The organism is Streptomyces sp. NPDC058619, assembly GCF_042717785.1.
In the GTDB taxonomy this organism is placed as follows: Bacteria; Actinomycetota; Actinomycetes; order Streptomycetales; family Streptomycetaceae; genus Streptomyces.
Genome location: NZ_JBHXQN010000005.1, coordinates 137,925 through 155,317, shown reverse-complemented (window position 1 = coordinate 155,317; position 17,393 = coordinate 137,925). Strand labels below are relative to the sequence as shown.

At 73.7% G+C, this 17,393-nt stretch carries 14 protein-coding genes; 3 read left to right on the top strand and 11 right to left on the bottom strand.

Annotated features, from left to right (window positions below; all coding sequences use genetic code 11):
• Positions 1–365: 365 nt before the first annotated feature.
• Positions 366–1,346, top strand: coding sequence for an acyl-CoA desaturase (locus ACFWTC_RS07690; RefSeq protein ID WP_383929609.1), 981 nt, complete (start codon positions 366–368; stop codon positions 1,344–1,346).
• On the top strand, positions 1,343–2,017 hold the full coding sequence (locus ACFWTC_RS07685; RefSeq protein WP_383929607.1) for a TetR family transcriptional regulator: 675 nt from the start codon (positions 1,343–1,345) through the stop codon (positions 2,015–2,017). The genes ACFWTC_RS07690 and ACFWTC_RS07685 overlap by 4 nt, the downstream gene beginning before the upstream one ends.
• An 81-nt stretch (positions 2,018–2,098) precedes the next feature.
• Here the strand turns inward: ACFWTC_RS07685 and ACFWTC_RS07680 are convergent, their stop codons facing one another.
• Positions 2,099–2,956 carry a trans-aconitate 2-methyltransferase gene (locus tag ACFWTC_RS07680; RefSeq protein ID WP_383929604.1) on the bottom strand — a complete coding sequence of 286 codons (858 nt, stop codon included), beginning with the start codon at positions 2,954–2,956 and terminating at the stop codon, positions 2,099–2,101.
• Positions 2,957–3,116: 160 nt separating this feature from the next.
• Here ACFWTC_RS07680 and ACFWTC_RS07675 point away from each other — a divergent pair, with 160 nt between their 5' ends.
• Positions 3,117–3,614, top strand: a complete 498-nt coding sequence (locus ACFWTC_RS07675) for a MarR family winged helix-turn-helix transcriptional regulator (RefSeq protein ID WP_383929601.1) — start codon at positions 3,117–3,119, stop codon at positions 3,612–3,614.
• Here ACFWTC_RS07675 and ACFWTC_RS07670 read toward each other — a convergent pair.
• The 10 genes from ACFWTC_RS07670 to ACFWTC_RS07625 all read right to left on the bottom strand — a co-directional run bounded on the left by ACFWTC_RS07670 (position 3,573) and on the right by ACFWTC_RS07625 (position 16,850).
• Positions 3,573–4,340 (bottom strand): LuxR C-terminal-related transcriptional regulator, encoded by a 768-nt coding sequence (locus ACFWTC_RS07670; RefSeq protein WP_383929598.1) that lies wholly within the window; start codon positions 4,338–4,340, stop codon positions 3,573–3,575. The genes ACFWTC_RS07675 and ACFWTC_RS07670 overlap by 42 nt on opposite strands.
• Positions 4,341–4,823: 483 nt before the next feature.
• Positions 4,824–5,783, bottom strand: coding sequence for a UDP-glucose 4-epimerase GalE (galE, locus tag ACFWTC_RS07665; RefSeq protein ID WP_383929595.1), 960 nt, complete (start codon positions 5,781–5,783; stop codon positions 4,824–4,826).
• 104 nt (positions 5,784–5,887) lie between these two features.
• Complete coding sequence (locus tag ACFWTC_RS07660; RefSeq protein ID WP_383929631.1) at positions 5,888–6,580, bottom strand: response regulator transcription factor; 693 nt, start codon at positions 6,578–6,580, stop codon at positions 5,888–5,890.
• Positions 6,581–6,729: 149 nt separating this feature from the next.
• Complete coding sequence (locus ACFWTC_RS07655; protein WP_384027189.1) at positions 6,730–8,433, bottom strand: PQQ-binding-like beta-propeller repeat protein; 1,704 nt, start codon at positions 8,431–8,433, stop codon at positions 6,730–6,732.
• 41 nt (positions 8,434–8,474) lie between these two features.
• On the bottom strand, positions 8,475–10,163 hold the full coding sequence (locus ACFWTC_RS07650; protein WP_384027191.1) for a PQQ-binding-like beta-propeller repeat protein: 1,689 nt from the start codon (positions 10,161–10,163) through the stop codon (positions 8,475–8,477).
• Positions 10,164–10,317: 154 nt separating this feature from the next.
• A complete protein-coding gene (locus tag ACFWTC_RS07645) occupies positions 10,318–12,120 on the bottom strand; it encodes an ABC-F family ATP-binding cassette domain-containing protein (protein ID WP_383929588.1) in 1,803 nt (600 codons plus the stop codon).
• A gap of 28 nt (positions 12,121–12,148) precedes the next feature.
• Complete coding sequence (locus ACFWTC_RS07640; RefSeq protein WP_383929585.1) at positions 12,149–13,498, bottom strand: acyltransferase; 1,350 nt, start codon at positions 13,496–13,498, stop codon at positions 12,149–12,151.
• Between the two features lie 148 nt (positions 13,499–13,646).
• Entirely contained in the window at positions 13,647–14,555 is a 909-nt protein-coding gene (locus ACFWTC_RS07635; protein WP_383929582.1) for a 4-(cytidine 5'-diphospho)-2-C-methyl-D-erythritol kinase, read from the bottom strand.
• Positions 14,552–15,463, bottom strand: coding sequence for a 16S rRNA (adenine(1518)-N(6)/adenine(1519)-N(6))-dimethyltransferase RsmA (rsmA, locus tag ACFWTC_RS07630; protein WP_383929579.1), 912 nt, complete (start codon positions 15,461–15,463; stop codon positions 14,552–14,554). Before rsmA ends, ACFWTC_RS07635 begins: the two co-directional genes overlap by 4 nt.
• 88 nt (positions 15,464–15,551) lie before the next feature.
• Positions 15,552–16,850, bottom strand: a complete 1,299-nt coding sequence (locus tag ACFWTC_RS07625; RefSeq protein WP_384027261.1) for a ubiquitin-like domain-containing protein — start codon at positions 16,848–16,850, stop codon at positions 15,552–15,554.
• Between the last annotated feature and the right edge of the window lie 543 nt (positions 16,851–17,393).

Sequence of the window (17,393 nt, the reverse complement as noted above, 5' to 3'; positions counted from 1 at the left end):
AGCGCTACTGGGCGGTGGGCTCCCGGTCGCACGCGGCACTGCCGCTCCTGATGCGCAGCCCGGGCTGCCCGTACGGACCGCGCTGTCCGACGAGAACAGGATAGGTGTCCGATCCCCGTGTCCGGTCAGTTGTCTCGCGAGGCGGCCGCGACGAGGGCCGTGCACGGCCTGTGGACGTCGCGCGTACGGGGTGTGCACGGCCTGTGGCGACTCGCTCTGTGGCCGCGCTCCTCTTGCCCTCGCCCCTTGATTTGCCATACTTACGATGCCGTAGGTTACGGGTCCGTAGGCTCCGTGCCCTCCCGGTTCCCCCAGCAGCGCTGGGTGGTGCCCCCTCGCCGACTCCTCACCCCCAGGGGACCCCCATGACCACCAGTCCCGATCTGATCGAGGACGCCTCGGCGTCCTCCGACACCTCCTCGCCGTCGGCGACGCTCGGCGGTGAGAACAAGCGGTCCGTCGAGCAGATCGCCCTCCTGCTGTTCATCACCGTCCCGTTCCTGGCGCTGCTGGCGGCGGTGCCGCTGGCCTGGGGCTGGGGGGTGAGCTGGCTGGATCTCGGCCTGATGGTCTTCATGTACTTCCTGGCGTGTCACGGGATCACCATCGGGTTCCACCGCTACTTCACGCACGGTTCCTTCAAGGCGAAGCGGCCGCTGCGGATCGCCCTGGCCGTCATGGGGTCCATGGCGGTGGAGGGCCCGCTGGTGCGCTGGGTGGCGGACCACCGCAAGCACCACAAGTTCTCGGACCACGAGGGCGACCCGCATTCGCCGTGGCGGTTCGGCGAGACGCTTCCCGCTCTGATGAAGGGCCTGTGGTGGGCGCACATCGGGTGGCTCTTCGACGAGGAGCAGACCGACCAGCAGAAGTACGCCCCGGACCTGATCAAGGATCCGGCGATCCGGCGGATCTCCCGTGACTTCATCTTCTGGACGATGTTCTCGCTGGCGATCCCGCCGCTGGTGGGCGGCCTGGTGACGATGTCCTGGTGGGGCGCGTTCACGGCGTTCTTCTGGGGTTCGCTGGTGCGCGTGGCGCTGCTGCACCACGTGACGTGGTCGATCAACTCGATCTGCCACGCGGTGGGCAAGCGGCCGTTCAAGTCCCGGGACCGCTCGGGCAACGTGTGGTGGCTGGCGGTGCTGTCCTGCGGTGAGTCCTGGCACAACCTGCACCACGCCGACCCGACCTCGGCCCGGCACGGGGTGCTGCGCGGCCAGGTCGACTCCAGTGCGCGGCTGATCCGCTGGTTCGAGCAGCTGGGCTGGGCCACGGACGTGCGCTGGCCGTCCGCCGCCCGCATCGACGCCCGGCGCAGGGAAAACCAGTCGAACGCGGCATGATGGGGGGTGTGGCGATCGACGGCGGTAATTCCAGCAGCGACAAGCCCCGGCGCGGTCGCCGGGTGCGGATGACGGGCGCGGAGCGGCGTCAGCAGCTGCTGGACATCGGCCGGACCCTGTTCGCGGAGAAGGGCTTCGAGGGCACCTCGGTCGAGGAGATCGCGGCGAAGGCCGGGGTGTCCAAGCCGGTGGTGTACGAGCACTTCGGCGGCAAGGAGGGCCTGTACGCGGTCGTCGTGGACCGGGAGATGCGCCAGTTGCTGGACGGGGTGACGGGCGCGTTGACGGCCGGGCACCCGCGGGAGCTGCTGGAGCAGGCGGCGTTCGCGCTGCTGGACTACATCGAGTCCTACACGGACGGGTTCCGGATCCTGGTGCGCGATTCCCCCGTCGCGCAGTCGACGGGCACCTTCGCGTCGCTGATCAGCGACATCGCCACGCAGGTGGAGGACATCCTCGGTCTGGAGTTCAAGGCCCGGGGCTTCGACCCGAAGCTGGCCCCGCTGTACGCGCAGGCGCTGGTCGGGATGGTGGCGCTGACCGGGCAGTGGTGGCTGGACGTCCGCCGCCCGCCGAAGGCGGAGGTCGCCGCGCACCTGGTGAACCTGGCCTGGCACGGGCTGGACCGCCTGGAGTCCAAGCCGCAGCTGGTGGGCCGGCGCAAGAACTGACGTCCGCGGGCGGGCGGGCACGGCGGACACGGGCGGCGCCCCGTCACCGGAAGGCTCCGGCGGCGGGGCGCCGTCGTGCGGTCAGGCCTCCTTGCGGGCCACGGCGAAGATCCGGCGGAACGGGAAGACGGTGCCGCGCGGGCCGGGCGGATAGGCCTCGCGCAGCCGGTCCCGGTACTCGGCGAGCAGGGCGTCGACGGCGTCCCGGTCGTCGCCGAGGGCGGTGAGGACGGGCCTCAGGGCGGTGCCCTTGACCCAGTCGAGCACCGGGTCGGGGCCTTGGAGGAGCTGGAGGTACGTGGTCTCCCAGACCTCGACGGCGCAGCCGAGCTCGGTCAGCCGGGCCAGGTACTCGGCGGGTTCGAGGAGGTGGACGTAGTGGGCGCCGTGCCCGGCGAGCCGGGAGCGCCAGCGGGGGGCGTCGCAGATCTCGGCGAGCAGGGCGTGGCTGGGGGCGGTGAAGTTGCCGGGGATCTGGAAGGCGAAGGTGCCGCCGGGGCGCAGGCCGTTGATCCACGGCCCGAAGGAGGCGGGGTGGCTCGGGACCCACTGCAGGGCGGCGTTGGAGACGATCAGGTCGTACGGCTCCTCGGGGAGCCAGGAGGCCAGGTCCCCGTGCCGGAAGTCGAGGCTGCCGCCGCCCGCGGTGGGGCCGGCGTACTCCCCGGTGGCGCGGTGGAGCATCTCCGGGGAGAGGTCGAAGCCGGTGATGCGGGCGTCGGGCCAGCGGTCGGCGAGGAGGGTGGTGACGTTGCCGGGGCCGCAGCCGAGGTCGGCGATGCGGGCGGGCCGGCCCGGCAGCTCGGGTATCCGGGCCAGGAGGTCTGCGAACGGGCGGGCGCGGTGCCCGGCGTGCCGGAGGTACTGCTGGGGGTCCCAGGTGGGCGCGGAGGATGCGGTGGCCGTGGGGGTCCGGTCCTGCGCGGTATCGGAATGCATGTGCGAGCCTCCCTGCTGGCGGGGTGGTCGGAAGCGGAAGCGGTTCCGGACCCCTCCCTGCCCATGGTCGACCCGTTTATATCTCGATGTCAAGATACTTGATATCGAGATACATGACGGGAAGAGACTTCACGTCGACAGACGCCTTACACTGATCCGCATGGAGGACGAGGTCGACCGATTGGTCGCGGCTTGGCGGCGGGAGCGCCCTGACCTCGACGTGGAACCGCTCGAAGTGCTGAGCCGCGTCAGCAGGCTCGCGCGCCACCTCGACCGCGCCCGCCGGCTCGCTTTCTCCGAGCACGGCCTGGAGCCGTGGGAGTTCGACGTCCTCACCTCGCTGCGGCGCGCCGGCGCGCCCTACCAGCTCTCCCCGGGTCAGCTGCTGACCCAGACCCTGGTCACCTCCGGCACCATGACCAACCGCATCGACCGGCTCGCCAAGAAGGGCCTCGTCGAGCGGCTCCCGGACCCCAGCGACCGCCGCGGGGTCCTGGTGCGGCTGACCCCCGAGGGGCGGGACCGCGCCGACCAGGCCCTCGCCGGACTGCTGGCCCAGGAGCGGGCGATCCTCGCCCAGCTCTCCCAGAGCCAGCGGGGCGACCTCGCCGGGCTGCTACGCCAGTTGACCGCTCCGTTCGACAACGTCCCCGGCTAGCTCCGCGGGACGTACGCCGGCCCGCCTGGCCAGTGCCACCGCGGCGAGCGTCGAGTGCACGCCGAGTTTGCCCAGCACGTTCTGCATGTGGGTGCGGACCGTGTGCGGGGACAGGAACAGCCGCGCCGCCACGTCCTTGCGCCCCAGCCCCGCCACCATGCAGCGCAGCACCTCGTGCTCGCGCGGGGTCAGCGACTCCACGAGCCGCTCGCTGTCCGTACGGTGCTTGCGGGCCGCGGTCAGCTCGCGGAGCACTCCCGTGAGCAGTGCGGGCGGGAGGTGCGTCTCCTCGCGCAGCACGCCGCGGACGACGGCCAGCAGCCGCGAGAGGGAGCAGTCCTTCGCCACCCAGCCCGAGGCCCCCGCCTGCAACGCCATGGCGGCCCGGCGGGGTTCGTCCCGCTCGGCAAGGACCACCGTGCGGACCCCGGGATGGGACACCCGCACCCCCGCGACCAGGGCGATCCCGTCCGGGGCGCCCGGCGGCGGTCCCGAACCCGCCTCGCGCTGGGCGGGTACGGCCCCGGCCGCGGCGCCGAGATCGGCGTCGACCAGCAGGACGTCGAAGCGGCGGCCCTCGGCCACCGCGCGTTCGAGGCAGCGCAGCGCGGCGGGGCCGCTGCCGGCCGCGGACACGTCCACGTCCGGCTCGGCCGCGAGCGCGGCTGCGAGCGATTCGGCGAAGATGCGGTGATCGTCGACCACGAGAACCCGGATACGAACCACAAAACCCCCAAGGGTAGGGGAACGGACGGCGGCGGGTACGGCGCCCGGACCGGGTGATCCGCAGCTGTCACGGCCGCCGCCGAGACACCTCTGCACTACCCCGGACCGGACGCCGTACCCGACTTGTCTCGACCCCTGAATCAACACCGGCCCCCACCGGTGCCACGCAACAGCGTAGGGCCGGGGCGGCCGGCAGTTGGCCGAATTGCAGAAGTTTTCCCAGGGATTTTCCCGCGCGGCCGTTCCGAACGGGCTTTGTCATGGCTTGAATTCGACTGCACCGAAGGTCCGGATGGCCCTTTCCGGCCCCGCCTGTGCCGCGGGCAGTTGCACGGGGGGCATGTCACCCCGCGCGTGCACGCCGGGCGCCCGCGCACAGCTCTCGCTCACGGCGCTCGGCGCACACGCGTACGCCCCCCGCACCCGAGGGTGCGGAGGGCGTGCGCGACAGCGGGTTCCGGTGGGCCCGGCGGCGGCGGTGGGTCAGGAGGCGTGCGTGCGCGCGAAGTTCCACGCGTCAGAGATGATGCCGGTGAGGTCCGAGCGGTTCGGCGTCCAGCCGAGGCGCTCGTGGGCCGTGCGGGCGGAGGCGACCAGGACGGCGGGGTCTCCGGCCCGGCGCGGGGCGACGACCTCGGGGATCTCCTTGCCGGTGACCTTGCGGACCGTCTCGACGACCTCGCGGACCGAGAAGCCGCTGCCGTTGCCGAGGTTGCAGATCAGGTGCTCGCCGGCGGTGGCGTTCTCCAGCGCGGCCAGGTGGGCCTCCGCGAGGTCCGCGACGTGGATGTAGTCGCGCACGCAGGTGCCGTCCGGGGTCGGGTAGTCCTCGCCGAACACCGAGATCGACTCCCGCTCGCCGAGCGCGACCTGCAGGACCAGCGGGATCAGGTGGGTCTCGGGGGCGTGCCGCTCCCCGAACCGCCCGTACGCGCCCGCCACGTTGAAGTAGCGCAGGGAGACGGCGGCCAGGCCGTGCGCCGCGCACTCCCCCGCGATCATGTGGTCCACCGCGAGCTTCGTGGCCCCGTACGGGTTGGTCGGCGCGGTGACGGACGCCTCCGTCAGCATGCCCTCCGTCGGCTCTCCGTAGGTCGCGGCGGTGGAGGAGAAGACCAGCTTGCGCAAGCCGGCGCCGCGCATGGCGTTCAGCAGCGCGAGGGTGCCGCCGACGTTGTTCTCCCAGTACTTGGCCGGGTTCGCCACCGACTCGCCGACCTGCGAGGAGGCCGCGAAGTGCAGCACCGCCTCGTAGGAGTCGTCGAGGTGCTCGGCGGCGTCCTGGATCCGGCCTTCGATGAAGGTGGCCCCCTCCGGGACGCCCGCGCGGAAGCCCGTGCTGAGGTCGTCGAGGACGGTGACCTCGTGGCCGGCCTCCAGGAGGTGGGCAGCGACCACGCTGCCGACGTATCCGGCGCCACCGGTTACCAGGTACTTGCTCACTCGCCTACTGCCTCTCGCGGGGAAACGCGCGCTGGGTGCGTGCGCGTGCTGGAGACTGGCTTACCCGATCGGACGCCCGCAGGGAAATCGGCGGCCCGATCCGCTCAGCCGCGGGCTCCGGCGGGCGGCTGCGCCGAAGCCGCCCGGTCCAGCAGTCCGGTACGGGCGGCCAGTGCCGCCGCCTCCAGGCGGGACCCCACGCCCAGCTTCATCAGCACCCGCTGCACGTGCGTGCGGGCGGTGCTGGGCGCGATCTCCATCCCCGCCGCGATCAGCCTGGTGTCCTCGCCCTCGGCGACCCGGACCAGGACCTCCACCTCGCGCGGGGTCAGCAGGCGCAGCAGCCGGCTGCCCTCGTCGTCGGGCTGGACGGCCGGGTTGAGGAGTTCCGCGAAGGCGCCCTGGAGGAGTTGCGGGGAGATCGCCACCTCGCCGGCCCGCGCCTTGGCCAGGGCCCGCTCCACGCCCTCGATCCGCTCGTCCTGGCGTACGTACCCCGAGGCGCCGGCGGCGAAGGCGGCCGCGATCCCGCGCGGGCTGGGCACCGGGCCGAGGACGACCACGGCGATCTGCGGGCGCTCCCGCTTGACGCGGAGCACGGGTTCGAAGACGCCCGGCTCGGCCGGGGAGGCGGTGCCGAAGAGGCAGACCTCCGGGGCCCGGCTGATCACCAGCTCGGCGGCGCCCGCGGCCGGGGCGGCCGCGGCGAGCACCCGGTGCCCGCGCAGTTTCAGGGCCGAGGCGAGCGCCTCGGCCAGCAGGCGGTGCTCGTCGACCACCACGACCCGTACGCCCATGAAGGCACCCACCCCCGACCCTTCTGACCCGGCAAGCTACACGCTTGTTCGACGGTGCGAGGGGGATACCGCGCAGAAGCCCCCGGAAGGCGGACCTTCCGGGGGCTCCGGGGCGGCGCGGGTCCGGCGGGGCCGGGACGCGGGTGCGGTCAGCTCGCCGTGAAGGAGACGAAGAGGTACTCGGGGTCGCTCTTGTCCGAGTACGGCTTGCGGGCCGTCGTGCGCGAGATGAACAGCTTGCCGTTGTGGTAGCGGTACTCGGAGTACTCGGGCGAGAAGGCCGTCTCGATGCGCTGGCTCGCCTTCTCCGACGGGTTCTGCATGAGGAGGGTCTCCTTCATGGTCGTCCCGTCGATGCTGACGACCTGGCCGCCCTTGTCGTACGGGGGCTCCTTGTAGGCGATGACGTTCGACCCGTCCATGCGCAGCGGGAACATCGTGAACCCGTCGCCCGCGTCGGCGCGGTCGGTGGTCTGCTTGCCGGTCTCCAGGTCGAAGGAGAGCAGCTCGTTGGTGCGGCCGCTGGAGGACTGGCCGCCCTGGTGCTCGTAGGAGGGCACGTAGATCTTGCCGTTGCCGACGACCATGTTGGTGCACTTCTCGACCTCGGTGGACGCGCACTTGCCGGCGAACGTGCCGTCGGCGAGCGAGATGCGCGCCTTCAGCTCGCCCGTGGGCGCGATGACGAAGAGGTCGCTGACGCCGGTGGCGTTCTTGGCGGTCTTGCCGACGTCGGCCCCGACGATGAGGGGCTTGGTGGAGACGATGCCGGCGTACTCGATGCCCGGGGCGAGCTTGTACGAGGCCGTGGGCGCGCCGGTGGCCGGGTCGAGGAGCTGCGCGTGCAGGGTCGGGCTGGAGCTCTGGCCGCACTTGCGGATGACGCCGAGGGCCTCGCCGCCCGCGTATCCCGCGTCGCGGCAGCCTTCGCCGTCGACCTTGGGCAGCCACAGGGACTTGCCGTCTGCGAGGTTCCAGGCGGCGCCGCCGGCGGTGCCCGCGGCGGCGACGGTCTGGCCGCTGATGGTGACCTCGTAGTAGGCGACGGGCTTGTCGCCGCTGGTGGCGCCCTTGGCGTTGCCGGACCAGACGAGCTTGCCGGTCTCCAGGTCGATCACGCCGACCTCGGTGCACTGCGGGTACTTGGCCTCGGGCGTGGGCATGGTCGCCTTGAACAGGACGGCCGTCTTGTTCTCGCTGACGTGCCGGGTGGCGCCGCAGAGCTCGCCCGGGAAGGGCAGCTCCCACTTCTTGCCGCCGTCGACGACGTTGTAGCCGACCACCTTGGCCACGTCGGACTTGACGTAGGTGGAGTCGGTCAGCCAGGAGCCGGCGACGTTGGCGATGTCGGCCGGCTGCGGGCTCGGCTGGTTGAACAGCGGCTTCGACTTGGGGTTGCCGGGCACCTTCTCGGAGCCGGGCGCGCCCTGGGGCTTGCCGTCGGGTCCCGCGCTGGGGCTGCCGTTCGCGGTGGGCTCTGCGCCGGTGCCGCCGCCGTCGCCGGAGACGTACCAGAGGCCGCCTCCGACGATCATGACGATGGCGAGCAGGGCCGCGCCGACGATCATCAGCTGGGTGCGCTTGTCGTTGCCGCCGGCCGGGGGCCGGGCGGCCTGGACCGGCACGGTGGGCGGCTGGCCGTACGGCGGGGCGGTGGGCGGCTGGCCGTACGGCGGCGGCGGGGTGCCGGGGCCGGGCTGCTGCTGCGGGTATCCGTACCCGGCCGGGGGCTGCTGCGGGGGCGCCGGGGGCGCGGGCGGCTGGGCGGGCGCGCCGAATCCGCCCGGCGGGGGATCCTGCGGCGCTCCGAAGCCGCCGGACGGCGGCTGGCTGGGGGGCGGCGGGGTGCTCATCGGTTGCTACTGCCTCTCGGTGGGCGGCTCGTTGGACGCGTTCACTTGCCGAAGACCATCAGGAACTTCTCGTCCTTGCCCCGGGCCTGCAGGCGCGATACGGAGAGGAAGAACCGCCCGTCGACGTAGTCGAGCCTGGGGGTGTGGAAGGCGCTCTCGACCGGAGCCGCCGCACCCGACGGGTTGCGCAGGAGCGCGGTGGGGGTGGCGCCGCCGGCCGGGACCGAGAGGATCTCGCCGCCCTTGTCGTACTCGGCCTTGCGGTAGGCGATGAGCTGGCCGCCGGCGGCCTTGAGCGGGGTGAGGGTGCGCTTGGCCCCGGCCGGGGTGCGCCACTTCTCCTTGCCGGTGGACAGGTCGAAGGCGACGACGGCGTTGCCCGCGGCGGCGTCGGGGGCGGTCGCGAGGTAGAGGGCCCCGCCGTCGACGACGGCGGAGGAGCAGACGGAGAGGGACCGGAAGATGCCGGTGTCCCCGCAGCCGAGCGGGAACTTGCCCTCGGCGGAGAGGTTGGGTCCCTGCTTCCCGTCGGCTCCGATCACCGTGATGACGCGTTCCTTCGTCGCCTCGTTGCCGAGGTCGACGACGAGCGGGTCCAGCGAGTAGACGCTGGTGACCTTGAAGCCCTTGGGGACCCGGTACGTCCAGCCGCGCTTGCCGGTGACCGGGTCGGCGCCCTGGATCTCGGCGGTCTTGTCTTCGTCGAGGCAGGTGGCGAGGCCGACCATCCTGCCGTTGCCGGCCGCGTAGGAGCTGGGCTTGCAGCCCTCGGCCTGGGTGCTGGCGAAGAGCTTGTCACCGCTGCTGATCTTGAAGGCGCTGGCGGTGCCGGCGCGGCTGATGGCCACGGTGTCGCCGGTGATGGCGACGGTCGGGCTGGTGAAGATGTCGAAGAGCTGCTCCTTGGGCACCTCCTTGGACCAGACCTCCTTGCCCGACGCGAGGTCGACCACGCGCATCTGCGTGCAGGCGGCGGACTCCGCCTCGCTCTCCCGGTACATGACGACCGTCTTGTTGTCGGCGGTGGCCTGCGGGGTGACGGAGCAGACCGCGGCGGGGAAGGGAAGCGTCCACTTCTCCTTGCCGTCGGCGACGCCGTAGCCGGTGAGGGACTTCCAGACGCTCTTGACGACGGTGTCGCCGACGACCCACTGGCCCTCGGACTCGACTCCCATGCCGGGGCCGTCGATCTTGGCGGTCTTCAGCCACAGGACCTTGTCCTCGCCCTGCTGCCGGCCGGCGTTGAGGTCGCCCTCCCCGCCGCCGTTGCCGGCGCCGTCGCCCTTGTCGGCCTCGGCCGAGGCCGAGGGCTTGGGGTCGGCGGGGGTGGACCCCTGCGCCACGGGCTGCTTGGGGTCCGCGTCACCGTCGCCGAAGAAGGCGAAGTACGCGCCGGTGCCGAGGACGAGGACGCCCGCGACGGCGGCCGCGATCAGGACGGTCGCCTTCTTCCTCGGCGGGGTGCCGGGGCCGCCGACTGCCTGTCCCGCGGGCACGGTCGGGGGCTGCGGCGGGTAGGCGTAGCCGGGCGGGGGCGGCTGCTGGGGGTACTGCGGGAGCTGCTGCGGCTGCGGCTGCGGCTGCGGCTGCGGCTGGCCGTACGGCGGTTGCTGCGCGTACGGGTTCGCGCCCTGCGGCGGATTTCCGTAGCCGGGCTGGGGCGGACCGGGCAGGTGACCGTAACCGGAAGGTGTCGGCGGCTGGTTCGGCGGCTGGGGCGGCTCGGTCATCAGCGCAGCTTTCGGCTTCGGGGAGGTCGTGGGGGATGCCTTTCTATCACTCACGCCTTCCTTATGCCGGGCCGGTCCGTCCCCTGTTCCCAAGGGAGGACCAGCCCGTGACGCCGTCGTTATCCGGCCAGTCGGCCCGCAGGACGGCCGGAGGCTACGCCTCCTCCGCCAGCTCCAGCCAGCGCATCTCCAAGTCGTCGCGGTCGGAGAGGAGTTCCCTCAGCTCCGCGTCGAGCTTGGCCACCTTGTCGTAGTCGGTGGAGTTCTCGGCGATCTGCGCGTGCAGGCTGCTCTCGCGGTCGGAGAGCTTGTTCAGCTGCCGCTCGATCTTCTGGAGCTCCTTCTTCGCGGCGCGGGAATCGCCGGAGGCGGACGTCTTGACCCCGGCGGACGCGGGGGCGGGCGCCGGCGCGGCCGCCTCGATCATCTTCCGGCGGCGCTCCAGGTACTCGTCCAGGCCGCGCGGCAGCATCCGCAGGCTGGCGTCGCCGAGCAGGGCCATCACCGTGTCGGTGGTGCGCTCGATGAAGAACCGGTCGTGGGAGATCACGATCATCGAGCCGGGCCAGCCGTCGAGGAGGTCCTCCAGCTGGGTCAGGGTCTCGATGTCGAGGTCGTTGGTGGGCTCGTCGAGGAAGAGGACGTTCGGCTCGTCCATCAGCAGGCGCAGGATCTGCAGCCGGCGCCGCTCGCCGCCGGAGAGGTCGCCGACGGGCGTCCACTGCTTCTCCTTGGTGAACCCGAACTGCTCGCACAGCTGGCCCGCCGTCATCTCGCGGCCCTTGCCGAGGTCGACGCGGTCGCGCACCCGCTGGACGGCTTCCAGCACCCGCAGGGAGGGGTCGAGTTCGCCGACCTCCTGGGAGAGGTAGGCGAGCTTGACGGTCCTGCCCACGGTGACCTTGCCCTGGGCGGGCTGGACCTCGCCCTGGGTGCGGGCGGCCTCGGCGAGGGCGCGCAGCAGGGAGGTCTTGCCGGCGCCGTTGACGCCGACCAGGCCGACGCGGTCGCCGGGGCCGAGGTGCCAGGTCAGGTGCTCCAGGAGGGTCTTCGGGCCGGCCTGGACGGTGACGTCCTCCAGGTCGAAGACCGTCTTGCCGAGGCGGGCGTTGGCGAACTTCATCAGCTCGGAGGTGTCGCGGGGCGGCGGCACGTCGGCGATGAGCTCGTTGGCGGCCTCGATGCGGTAGCGGGGCTTCGAGGTCCGGGCGGGGGCGCCGCGGCGCAGCCAGGCCAGCTCCTTGCGCATCAGGTTCTGCCGCTTGGACTCCTCGGTGGCGGCGATGCGGTCGCGCTCGGCGCGGGCGAAGACGTAGTCGCTGTAGCCGCCCTCGTACTCGTGCACGTCGCCGCGCTGCACGTCCCACATGCGGGTGCAGACCTGGTCGAGGAACCAGCGGTCGTGGGTGACGCAGACGAGCGCGGAGCGGCGCTCCTGGAGGTGCTTGGCGAGCCAGGAGATGCCCTCGACGTCGAGGTGGTTGGTGGGCTCGTCGAGGATCAGCAGGTCCTGGTCGGCGATGAGCAGCTGGGCCAGGGCGATCCGGCGGCGCTCGCCACCGGAGAGCGGGCCGATGACGGTGTCCAGGCCCTGACCGAAGCCGGGCAGGTCCAGCCCGCCGAAGAGGCCCGTGAGCACGTCGCGGATCTTGGCGTTGCCGGCCCACTCGTGGTCGGCCATGTCCCCGATGATCTCGTGACGGACGGTGGCCGCGGGGTCGAGGGAGTCGTGCTGGGTGAGGACCCCCATGCGCAGGCCGCTGTTCTGGGTGACCCGTCCGCTGTCGGGCTCCTCCAGTTTGGCGATCATGCGGATGAGGGTGGTCTTCCCGTCGCCGTTGCGACCGACGACGCCGATCCGGTCCCCCTCGGACACGCCGAGGGAGATGCCGTCGAGCAAGGTACGTGTGCCGTACACCTTGCTGACTGCCTCGACATTGACCAGATTGACGGCCATCAGACGCGCTCCAGGGAAGGGGTGTGGATCAGCCCCTCAGCCTAACCCTCCGGGCCGGGCCCGACCGTTCCACCAGGAGCCAGCCCCCGAGCGTCATGCCGATCGCGGCGGGCGCGGTGACCGGGACGGCGATCAGGGTGGCGCTGTGGCCCTCCAGCAGGCCCCCGAGGCCGGTCATGGACAGGCCGAGGACGCCGAGGAGGCAGAGCGTGACGCCGAGGGCGGCCACCGGCCCACCACCGGCCGGGGTGCTCCCCGGGGCCACGGCGGGACCGGGCCGGGCCGGGGCCTCGAAGCGGCGGAACACCGCGACGAGCAGCGCGGTCAGCAGGGCCGCGAGGGCGATCCGTACGGGAACCTGCGCCCACCAGTCCGCGCCGGCCGGCTCCGGGAGGGCGAGGCCCAGGGCGAGCTGGGCCGCGTACACCCCCAGCATCGCGGTGAGGTGCCAGAGGAAGGCGGTCATGGCGATCCCGTTGGCGGCGACGACCCCGCGCCAGACGCGCGGGCGGCGCAGCCGGGCGGTGGCGGGCCCGGCGAGGAGCTGGACGGCGCCGACGAGCCACAGGCCGTGGCAGAGCAGGGCGAGGGTGGGCGGCGCCATGTTGGACACCTTCTCGCCGGGCATCCCGACCATGGAGAGCGGGTACGGCCCGTACGCGACGAGCAGCACGGCTCCGCCGAGTCCGGCGGCGGCCAGGGCGGCGGGCCGGCGCAGGCCGCCCAGGCGGCCGTCGGCGCGCAGGAAGCCCAGCTGGTGCACGGCGAGCCAGACGAAGGCGAAGTTCAGGAACTCCGCGTACGGGACCCCCAGCGCGAAGCGCAGCACGTCGACGAGGGCGGCGGCCCCGGCCAGCCCGGCGAAGGCGCCCCAGCCGAAGCGCTCGTGGAGCCGCAGCAGCGGCGGGGTGAAGGCGACCATGGCGAGGTAGATCCCGATGAACCACAGCGGCTGGGTGACCAGCCGCAGGGCGGCTCCGGTCAGCCGCCCGCCGCCGGCGCCGGCGAGCTGGAGCGCGAGGGCGGCCGCGCCCCAGACGAGGACGAACACGAGGGTGGGCCGCAGCAGCCGCCTGAGGCGGGCCCGCAGGAAGTCCGCGTAGACGCCGCCGTCCGTCCGGCGGGCGAGGGAGCGGTAGGACAGGGCGTGCGAGAAGCCGCCGACGAAGAAGAAGACGGGCATGACCTGCAGCACCCAGGTGAGGACCTGGAGCCCGGGCACGACGGCGAGCAGGTTCCCCATGCCGTCGCTGCTGACGGCCGCCATGAGCCAGTGCCCGCACACGACGGTGCCGAGGGAGGCGACGCGGAGCAGGTCGACGTACCGGTCCCGCGTGGCGGGGGTGGCGGCGGCCACGGTGCTGGAGCTGACTGTCATGGCCCCAACATCGCCGCCGACGGGGGCCCGCGACAGGGTACGGGTACTCAGTTCCGGCCTGGGTACGCCCGCCCGCCGCTCCCCGGGGCCCGTTGCCGGGGCCCCGGGCGGGGGAACCCGGGGCGAGGGAGCCCCGGGTGAGCGGGGTTCAGGCCGGGAGGACCGTGGCGCCGGGGGCCGGGCCGGACGCCACGTGGGCGGCCCGGCAGGTCCCGGAGGCGTCGAGCCCGGCGGCGACCTTGGCGGCGGCCTCCGCGTCCCGGACGAGGAACGCCGTGGTCGGGCCCGATCCGGAGACCAGCCCGGCCAGCGCTCCGGCATCGGCCCCCGCGGCCAGTACGCCGGCCAGCCGCGGCCGCAGCGAGAGGGCGGCGGGCTGCAGGTCGTTGGCCAGGGTGGCGGCCAGCGCGTCCGGGTCGCCCGACGCGAGGGCGGCCAGCAGCTCCGGCGACGCGACCGGCGCGGGGACCTCCGTACCCGCGGCGGCGGCGAGGCGGTCGAACTCGCGGAAGACGGCCGGGGTGGACAGTCCGCCGTCGGCGACCGCGAACACCCAGTGGAAGGTGCCCGCGTCCACCGGGGTCAGCAGCTCGCCGCGGCCGGTGCCGAGCGCGGCGCCGCCCACCAGGCTGAACGGGACGTCGCTGCCCAGGGCCGTGCAGATGTCGAGGAGTTCGGCGCGCGGGGTGTCCAGGCCCCACAGGGCGTCGCAGGCCAGCAGGGCCGCGGCGCCGTCGGCGCTGCCGCCCGCCATGCCGCCCGCCACCGGGATGCGCTTGTCGATGTGCAGGTGGACGGCCGGGTCGAGTCCGGCGCGCTCCGCCAGCATCTCGGCGGCGCGCGCCGCGAGGTTCGTGCGGTCCAGCGGAACCTTGTGCGCGTCGGGGCCCTCGCAGGTCACCGTCAGCGCGTCGGCCGCCGTGGCCGTCACCTCGTCGAAGAGGGAGACTGCCAGGAAGACGGTGGCCAGGTCGTGGAAGCCGTCGGGGCGGGCCGCGCCCACCGCGAGGCGCACGTTGACCTTCGCGGGGACCCGTACGGTCACGGCGCCGCTCACAGCACGGGCTCCCGCACCGCCGGCTTGTGCTCGGCGATCGCCGCGAACTCCTCCACCGTCAGCGACTCCCCGCGCGCCTGCGGCGAGACGCCGGCGGCGACCAGGGCCGCCTCGGCGCCGGCCGCCGAACCGGCCCAGCCGGCCAGGGCGGCGCGCAGCGTCTTGCGGCGCTGGGCGAAGGCCGCGTCCACGACCGCGAAGACCTCGGCCTTGGTGGCGGTGGTCTGGACGGGCTCCGTGCGGCGGACGAGCGAGACGAGGCCGGAGTCGACGTTCGGCGCGGGCCAGAAGACCTTGCGGCCGATGGACCCGGCGCGCTTGACGTGCGCGTACCAGTTGGCCTTCACGGAGGGGACTCCGTAGACCTTGTTGCCGGGCTCGGCGGCGAGCCGGTCGGCGACCTCGGCCTGCACCATGACCAGGGTCCGCTCGATGCTCGGGAAGCGGTCGAGCATCGTGAGCAGCACGGGCACGGCCACGTTGTACGGCAGGTTCGCGACGAGCGCGGTGGGCGGCGGGCCGGGCAGCTCCGTGACCAGCATCGCGTCGGAGTGGACCAGCGCGAAGCGGTCCTGGCGCGCGGGCATGCGGGCCTCGATGGTGGCGGGCAGCGCCGCCGCGAGGATGTCGTCGATCTCCACCGCGACGACCCGGTCCGCGGCTTCGAGCAGCGCGAGCGTCAGCGAGCCCAGGCCCGGGCCGACCTCGACCACCACGTCGTCGGGGCGGACCCCGGCGGTGCGCACGATCCGGCGGACCGTGTTGGCGTCGATGACGAAGTTCTGGCCCTTCTGCTTCGTCGGGCGTACGCCGAGGGCCGCGGCCAGCTCCCGGATGTCGGCGGGGCCGAGGAGGGAGTCGGATGCGGGGGTCTCGGGGTTCTCGGGCTGCTGCTCTGCGGTGCTCACCGGTAAAGCGTCTCAGATCGAGCGGGCGGTCCCGCGCCGGACCCGGCGTGCCCGCCGGTGGCGGGGAAGGGACGGGGAAGGGGCGGGCCTACAGTCTGCTGCCGCAGTGGGGCCAGGGGCTCGCGCCCCGCTGGACGTAGAGCTTCTTGGCCCGGAACGTCTGCTCCGATCCCGAGGCGTCCTGCGGGCGCCCGCTCCCGCCGAGCCCCTGCCAGGTGCGGACGTCGAACTGGTAGAGGCCGCCGTAGGTGCCCGAGGGGTCGGTTGCGGAGGGGCGGCCGCCGGACTCGCACTGGGCCAGCGCCGCCCAGTCGAGGCCGTCCGCGCCGGCGACCGAGGTCGGCAGCGGCTTCGTGCCCACCTTGACGAGCTGCCCGACGGGCTCGCGGACGGTCTCCTCGGCGATCCGGCGGGGCTTCTGCCGGACCCCGTTGACGGTGCGCAGGCTGTACGTGACCCGGCGGGCTCCGGACCGGCCGGACCGCTCGACGACCTCGGTGCCGGCGAACAGGGTGGGGTCCTTGACCCGCTCCACCGCGTACGGGATGCGCTCCTCGCGGACCTCGCGGCTCCCGGTGATCCGGAGCACGGTGACGGTCTGGCCGTCGCGCGGGAAGGCGGTGGGGGGCACGGAGGTGGTGTCCTCGCCGCGCAGGGTGATGCCGGCCTGGTCGAGGGCCTCCCGGACGGTGGCGGCATTGGTGCGGATCGTGCGCTCGCGGCCGTCGGCCAGGAAGGTGACGCTGCGCTCGGTACGGACGCTGAGGGCGAGGCCGGCGCGCGGGACCGGCGCGGTGCGGGGAGCGGAGAGGTAGGCGCCCTCGGCGCGGATGCCGAACTGGCGCAGGGCGCCCTCGACGGTGCGGGCGGTGGTCCACACCTCGCGCTGCCGGCCGTCGAGGGTGAGGCGCAGCGGGCGGCCGTAGCGGACGACGATCTCCTCGCCGTCGTCGAGGTGGGCGCCGGGGGCGGGGGCGACGAGGTCGTGGGGGCCGATGCCGAGGCCTTCGGAGGCGAGCAGTTCGCCGATGTCGTCGGCGAAGGTGTGCAGGTCGCGGGGGACCCCGTCGACGGTGAGGCGTACGGCCTTGTCGGCGGCGACGAACGCGGTGGTGCCGCCGGCGAGGAAGGCGACGACCAGCGCCTGCGGGACGATCCGCCGCCAGGTCGCGCCGAAGGCGGAGGGCCCCGCCGTACGGGCGCCGCGCCGACGGCCTGCGCCGGGAGCCCCGACCGGCACGGCGGTCGGCGGCGCGGGGACGGCCGGCGCGGGCGCGGGGACAGCCGGCGCGGGGGCGGGGACGACCGGCGCGGGGACCGCCGGTGCGAACGGGGCCGCCACCGCCTCGGCGGGACCCCGGCGGCGGCCGGAGCCGGAACCGGCCATCGGTACGTCGGGCCGGCCGCCCCGGCGCCGGCCGGGTCCGGCGGGCGCGGGCAGGACCCCCGGCCCCGCGGCCTCGGCGGCGCTGCCCCGGCGTCTGCCGGAGCCGGACGGGGCGGCCGACGCCGCGGCGGGCTCCCCGGCTCCGCGGCGGCGGCCCGTGCCCGGTTCGCCGGCGGGGGCGGGGATGGTCACGGCGCCGGGGAGCGTCACGGCGGCGGCCGGGGCTTCGCGGCCGCGGCCCCGGCGGCGGCCCGCCGGGGCGTCCGGGGCCGCCGCAGCCCCCGCCGGGGCGTCCGCCTCCGCCGGATCCCACGGGTCGGCCGGCCCGCCCGGGGGCTCGTCCTCGTACGCCTCCGGGACGGGACCGCCACGGCGGTGACTGCCCTGCGTATCGCTCACGACGCTCGCTCCACTGGTCCGGCCCCCGCTGGTTCGGGCACGGCACCTTAACGGAGGATGCGTCACGCTCCAAAGCTGTCCGATCACACAGCGTGGCGGTCGAGTGGGCGTCCGGTGCGGGGTTCCGGCAGTCCGGCGGGGTGG

Coding starts and splice junctions, on each gene's coding strand:
- ACFWTC_RS07690 (WP_383929609.1), top strand. CDS start 366: ATGACCACCAGTCCCGATCTGATCGAGGACGCCTCGGCGTCCTCCGAC.
- ACFWTC_RS07685 (WP_383929607.1), top strand. CDS start 1,343: ATGATGGGGGGTGTGGCGATCGACGGCGGTAATTCCAGCAGCGACAAG.
- ACFWTC_RS07680 (WP_383929604.1), bottom strand. CDS start 2,956: ATGCATTCCGATACCGCGCAGGACCGGACCCCCACGGCCACCGCATCC.
- ACFWTC_RS07675 (WP_383929601.1), top strand. CDS start 3,117: ATGGAGGACGAGGTCGACCGATTGGTCGCGGCTTGGCGGCGGGAGCGC.
- ACFWTC_RS07660 (WP_383929631.1), bottom strand. CDS start 6,580: ATGGGCGTACGGGTCGTGGTGGTCGACGAGCACCGCCTGCTGGCCGAG.
- ACFWTC_RS07655 (WP_384027189.1), bottom strand. CDS start 8,433: ATGAGCACCCCGCCGCCCCCCAGCCAGCCGCCGTCCGGCGGCTTCGGA.
- ACFWTC_RS07650 (WP_384027191.1), bottom strand. CDS start 10,163: ATGACCGAGCCGCCCCAGCCGCCGAACCAGCCGCCGACACCTTCCGGT.
- ACFWTC_RS07645 (WP_383929588.1), bottom strand. CDS start 12,120: ATGGCCGTCAATCTGGTCAATGTCGAGGCAGTCAGCAAGGTGTACGGC.
- ACFWTC_RS07640 (WP_383929585.1), bottom strand. CDS start 13,498: ATGACAGTCAGCTCCAGCACCGTGGCCGCCGCCACCCCCGCCACGCGG.
- ACFWTC_RS07625 (WP_384027261.1), bottom strand. CDS start 16,850: ATGGCCGGTTCCGGCTCCGGCCGCCGCCGGGGTCCCGCCGAGGCGGTG.